The sequence below is a fragment of the Citricoccus sp. genome, from assembly GCF_032154715.1.
Classification (GTDB): Bacteria; Actinomycetota; Actinomycetes; order Actinomycetales; family Micrococcaceae; genus Citricoccus.
In genome coordinates this window covers 1-4,733 of record NZ_JALDXU010000147.1, presented here as the reverse complement: position 1 = coordinate 4,733, position 4,733 = coordinate 1, and the positions used below count along the sequence as shown (strand labels likewise).

General features: G+C 69.8%; 4 protein-coding genes. All 4 read left to right on the top strand.

Features of this window, described 5'->3' with window-relative positions; genetic code table 11:
- Positions 1 to 106 precede the first annotated feature (106 nt).
- The 4 genes from RUH65_RS15300 to RUH65_RS15285 all read left to right on the top strand — a co-directional run bounded on the left by RUH65_RS15300 (position 107) and on the right by RUH65_RS15285 (position 4,693).
- On the top strand, positions 107 to 1,804 hold the full coding sequence (locus tag RUH65_RS15300; protein WP_313818497.1) for a DNA repair helicase XPB: 1,698 nt from the start codon (positions 107 to 109) through the stop codon (positions 1,802 to 1,804).
- A gap of 70 nt (positions 1,805 to 1,874) precedes the next feature.
- Positions 1,875 to 2,582 (top strand): response regulator transcription factor, encoded by a 708-nt coding sequence (locus RUH65_RS15295; RefSeq protein ID WP_115932984.1) that lies wholly within the window; start codon positions 1,875 to 1,877, stop codon positions 2,580 to 2,582.
- A gap of 51 nt (positions 2,583 to 2,633) precedes the next feature.
- Positions 2,634 to 4,310 carry a HAMP domain-containing sensor histidine kinase gene (locus RUH65_RS15290; protein ID WP_313818496.1) on the top strand — a complete coding sequence of 559 codons (1,677 nt, stop codon included), beginning with the start codon at positions 2,634 to 2,636 and terminating at the stop codon, positions 4,308 to 4,310.
- A 92-nt stretch (positions 4,311 to 4,402) separates the two neighbouring features.
- The gene (locus tag RUH65_RS15285) at positions 4,403 to 4,693 is read left to right on the top strand and encodes a WXG100 family type VII secretion target (RefSeq protein WP_313818495.1); all 291 of its coding nucleotides are present in this window, start codon (positions 4,403 to 4,405) and stop codon (positions 4,691 to 4,693) included.
- Positions 4,694 to 4,733 lie beyond the last annotated feature (40 nt).

Here is a 4,733-nt window from a genome sequence, read left to right as displayed (position 1 = left end):
GTGGTGCCGCTGCACCGGATCGTCTCGGCCACCACCGTGTGATTCACTGGCGCCCATCCATGCCGCACCTGACGAAGAGTGTCCCCGCCGTACCAAAGGAGAACCCGTGGCCGATGGCCCGTTGATCGTCCAGTCGGACCAGACCGTGCTGCTCGAGGTGGACCATCCCCAGGCCACCGAGGCCCGCCATGCCCTGGCGTCCTTCGCCGAGCTGGAGCGCGCCCCGGAGCATGTGCACACCTACCGCATCAGCAACCTGGGCCTGTGGAATGCGCGGGCCGCCGGGGTGGACGCGGAGCGGGTGCTGGACGTGCTGCTGACCTACTCCCGGTACCCGGTCCCGCATGCGCTGCTGCTGGGCATCGACGACACCATGTCCCGCTACGGCCGGCTGCGCCTGGAGAACGACCCGGTGCACGGCCTCGTGATGCGCACCGACGACTACCCCGTGCTCGAGGAGGTCCTGCACGCGAAGAAGACCGCGGAGATGTTCGGTCCGCGCATCAACGGGGAGACCGTGGTGGTACACGCCGCCAGCCGCGGCCAGCTCAAACAGCAGCTGCTCAAGCTCGGCTGGCCCGCCGAGGACCTCGCCGGCTACGTGGACGGCACCCCCTACCCCATCGGCCTCACCGAGGTGCCGGAGACCGGGGAGGTGCTCGACGGCGGCCCGGCCGGCGGCCCTCCCGCGCAGCCATGGCGGTTGCGCCCCTACCAGCGCCTGGCGGTGGAGAACTTCTGGGCCGGCGGATCCGGCGTCGTGGTCCTGCCGTGCGGTGCGGGCAAGACCCTGGTGGGCGCCGGCGCCATGGCCACCGCGAACGCGACCACGCTGATCCTGGTGACCAACACCGTCTCGGCGCGGCAGTGGAAGGCGGAGCTGCTGAGGCGCACCACCCTGACGGAGGCGGAGATCGGCGAGTACTCGGGCTCCGTCAAGGAGGTTCGCCCCGTGACCATTGCGACCTACCAGGTGCTGACCTTGAAGCGCGGTGGCCTCTACCCGCATCTGGAGCTGGTGAACGGGCACGACTGGGGGCTGATCATCTACGACGAGGTGCACTTGCTGCCGGCTCCCATCTTCCGGATGACGGCGGACCTGCAGGCCCGGCGCCGGCTCGGGCTCACGGCCACCCTGGTCCGGGAGGACGGTCGGGAGTCCGAGGTGTTCTCCCTCATCGGGCCCAAGCGCTACGACGCCCCGTGGAAGGACATCGAGGCCCAGGGCCACATCGCGCCGGCCGAGTGCGTCGAGGTCCGCGTGGAGCTGCCGCGGGACGAGCGGCTCGCCTATGCGATGGCCGAGGACGCGGACAAGTACCGGCTGTGCTCCTCCTCGGACATCAAGCTCCCGGTGGTGAGATCCCTGGTGGCCCGGCACTCCGGTGAGCAGGTGCTGGTGATCGGGCAGTACCTGGACCAGCTGGCCGAGCTGGGCGAGCTGCTGGAGGCGCCGGTGCTGACCGGAGCCACCTCCGTGGCCGAACGCCAACGGCTGTTCGGCGATTTCCGTGAGGGCCGGATCCGCGTGCTGGTGGTGTCCAAGGTCGCGAACTTCTCGATCGACCTGCCCGAGGCCTCCGTGGCGGTCCAGGTCTCCGGATCCTACGGGTCCCGGCAGGAGGAGGCCCAGCGGCTCGGCCGGCTGCTGCGGCCTAAGGAGGACGGCAAGTCAGCCCACTTCTACACCGTGGTCTCCCGGGACACCCTGGATCAGGAGTATGCCCAGAAGCGCCAGCGGTTCCTGGCCGAGCAGGGCTACGCCTACACGATCCTGGATGCCGGGGACCTGACGTCGAATTGAGCCGGCGGCCCGGCCGCTGCATCCAGCAGGCATTCAGGGAACGCCCAGCGAACGGGTGGACGATGGAGACATGAAGTCAAAGGAACCCGAAGCCAAGCTCCTGGTCGTGGATGACGAGCCGAACATCCGCGAGCTCCTCTCAACGTCCCTGCGGTTCGCCGGATTCGAGGTGGTCGCGGCCGCCAACGGACGCGACGCGCTGGCCGCCGCGGAGAAGGAGCAGCCGGACCTGGCCGTGCTGGACGTCATGCTGCCGGACATGGACGGTTTCACCGTGACCCGCAAGCTCCGCGCCGCCGGCCGTCACTTCCCCGTGCTGTTCCTCACCGCCCGTGACGACACCGAGGACAAGGTCACCGGTCTGACCGTCGGCGGAGACGACTACGTCACCAAGCCGTTCTCCCTGGACGAGGTGGTGGCCCGCATCCGTGCCGTGCTGCGCCGCACCGCACCGGCCGAGGGGGACGAGGCCATCCTGCGCGTGGATGACCTGGAACTGGATGACGACGCCCATGAGGTCCGCCGCGCCGGCGAGGTGGTGGAGCTCTCCCCCACCGAGTTCAAGCTCCTGCGCTACCTGATGATGAACCCCAACCGGGTGCTGTCCAAGTCGCAGATCCTGGACCACGTCTGGGAGTACGACTTCAACGGCGACGCCTCGATCGTGGAGTCCTACATCTCCTACCTGCGCCGCAAGATCGACCGCGCCGACCTGCCGGACATGATCCAGACCAAGCGCGGCGTCGGCTACCTGCTGCGGTCCGCGGACAAGCGCTGATCCTGCGCTCCCGGCGCCGGACTGGTCCCGGGGATCCGTATCCTTGAACGCATGCCTGCAACCGTGAACCGCCCCGGGCGCTTCCGGCCGTTCCACGAGCTCGCCCGGCTCTGGAAGACCTCCTCCCTGCGGACGCAGCTGGTGGTCATGACCACCGGTCTGATGCTGCTGGCCGTGATCGTCACCGCCGCCCTGACCGCCTCCCTGTTCCGGCAGGAGCTCGTCCGCCAGATCGACGACGACCTGCACGCCAACCGCAACAACGTCTCGGTCTACCTGACGAGCCTGGGCACGGACACCGGGTACTTCTCCTCGCCGCAGTCCATCCTGCGCTTCTACGGCGAACTGCAGGACAATGCGGGCAACACCACCACCAACTCCTCCTTCACCGGGGCCAACGAGGACCGTCCGGTGGTCCCGTCGCTGTCCGCCGAGGAAGTCGTGGCCCGTGACAACAAGGCCTTCGACGTCCCCGGCACCACGGAGGCCTCCCGCGGCTGGCGGGTGACGATGTACCGGCTCGCCTCCGGTGAGGGCTCACTGGCCATCGCCCTGCCACTGGAGCCGGTCCACGACTCCGTGGATCGGGTGACCTCCCTCGTGGTCACCATCGGGCTGCTGGCCACCGCCGGAGCCTCGCTGATCGCCTACGCCGTGACCACCCGTGCCTTCAAACCGCTGCTGCGGGTGGAGCGGACCGCCGCGCAGATCGCCGCCGGGGACCTCTCCCGCCGTGTGGAGATGGGTGCCCCGGACACCGAGGTCGGCCGCCTGTCCCGGTCCCTCAACGCCATGCTCGCCCACATCGAGACGGCCTTCCGGTCCAAGGAGCAGTCCGAGGAGCGGATGCGCCGGTTCATCCAGGACGCCTCCCACGAGCTGCGCACCCCACTGGTGACGATCCGGGGGTTCTCGGAGCTCTACCGCCACGGCGGGATCAGCGACCCGGAGGACATCGGCGCGGCCATGGGGCGGATCGAGGGCGAGGCCAAGCGCATGGGCCAGCTGGTGGAGGACCTCCTCACGCTCGCGCGCCTGGACGAGCAGCGCCCGCTCGAGCACCGGCCGGTGGACCTCATGCTCCTGGCCCACGACGCCGTCCTGGACGCCCGCGTGAACGCCCCGGACCGCGAGATCAGCCTCGAGGGGCTCGACGGCGGCCGTGCCGGTGCCGCGCCCACGCTCGGCGACGAGGGCAAGATCCGTCAGGTGGTCACCAACCTGGTGACCAACGCGCTGCGGTATTCTCCCGCCGGGAGCCCGCTGGAGATCGCGGTGGGCACCGTGGACGTGCTCCCCGGATCCGTCCACGCCGACGGCCGGCAGGTGCACGGATCCCGGGATTCCGTGATCGAGATCCGGGACCACGGCCCCGGCATCGACGAGCAGGATGCCTCCCGCGTCTTCGAACGCTTCTACCGGGCCGACTCCTCCCGGCAGCGCGAGACCGGCGGCACCGGCCTCGGACTGGCGATCGTGGCGGCCATCGTGGCCCAGCACGACGGCACCGTGCGGCTGGAGCAGACCCCCGGCGGCGGGGCCACCATGTCGGTACGGATGCCCTGGGTGGACCCCTCCGCGGACGAGGTCGACTCGGCTCAGGGCGAGGCCGGGAGTCCGGACGAGTCCGGACCCGGAGGCCAGGAGGACACCGCTGCGGGCCCACCGGCCATCCCGCCGCGTCCTCCACAGGCACCCGGTTCCGGCCACTCCTCCACATCCGGGTAGTCACGGGCCCCACCCGGGTGGGTGGCTGCCTAGCGTGGGGTCAGCCGGGACATCACCGTTCCGGCCTGGCCCCCAGCCTCCCAGGAGAGAACATGGCACTCGTCCAGATCGATACCGAAGACCTCATGGCCAAGAGCCAGGCCGTGGAGTCCTCCATCGGCCGCCTCCAGACGGAGGTGAACGCCATGGAGGCCAACCTCCGCCAGCTCCAGGACACGTGGCGCGGCCAGGCCGCCAACAATTTCCAGACCATCCTGACGGAATGGCGTGCCACCCAGACCCGGGTGGAGGAGTCCCTCGTATCCATCCGCGGCGCCATGACCCATGCGGCCCAGCAGTACCTGGACGCCGAGACGGCCAACGCCTCCATGTTCCGCGGCTGAGGCGCCCCTTCCCCCGCTTTCCGTCGAGTCGGGGTGGGTG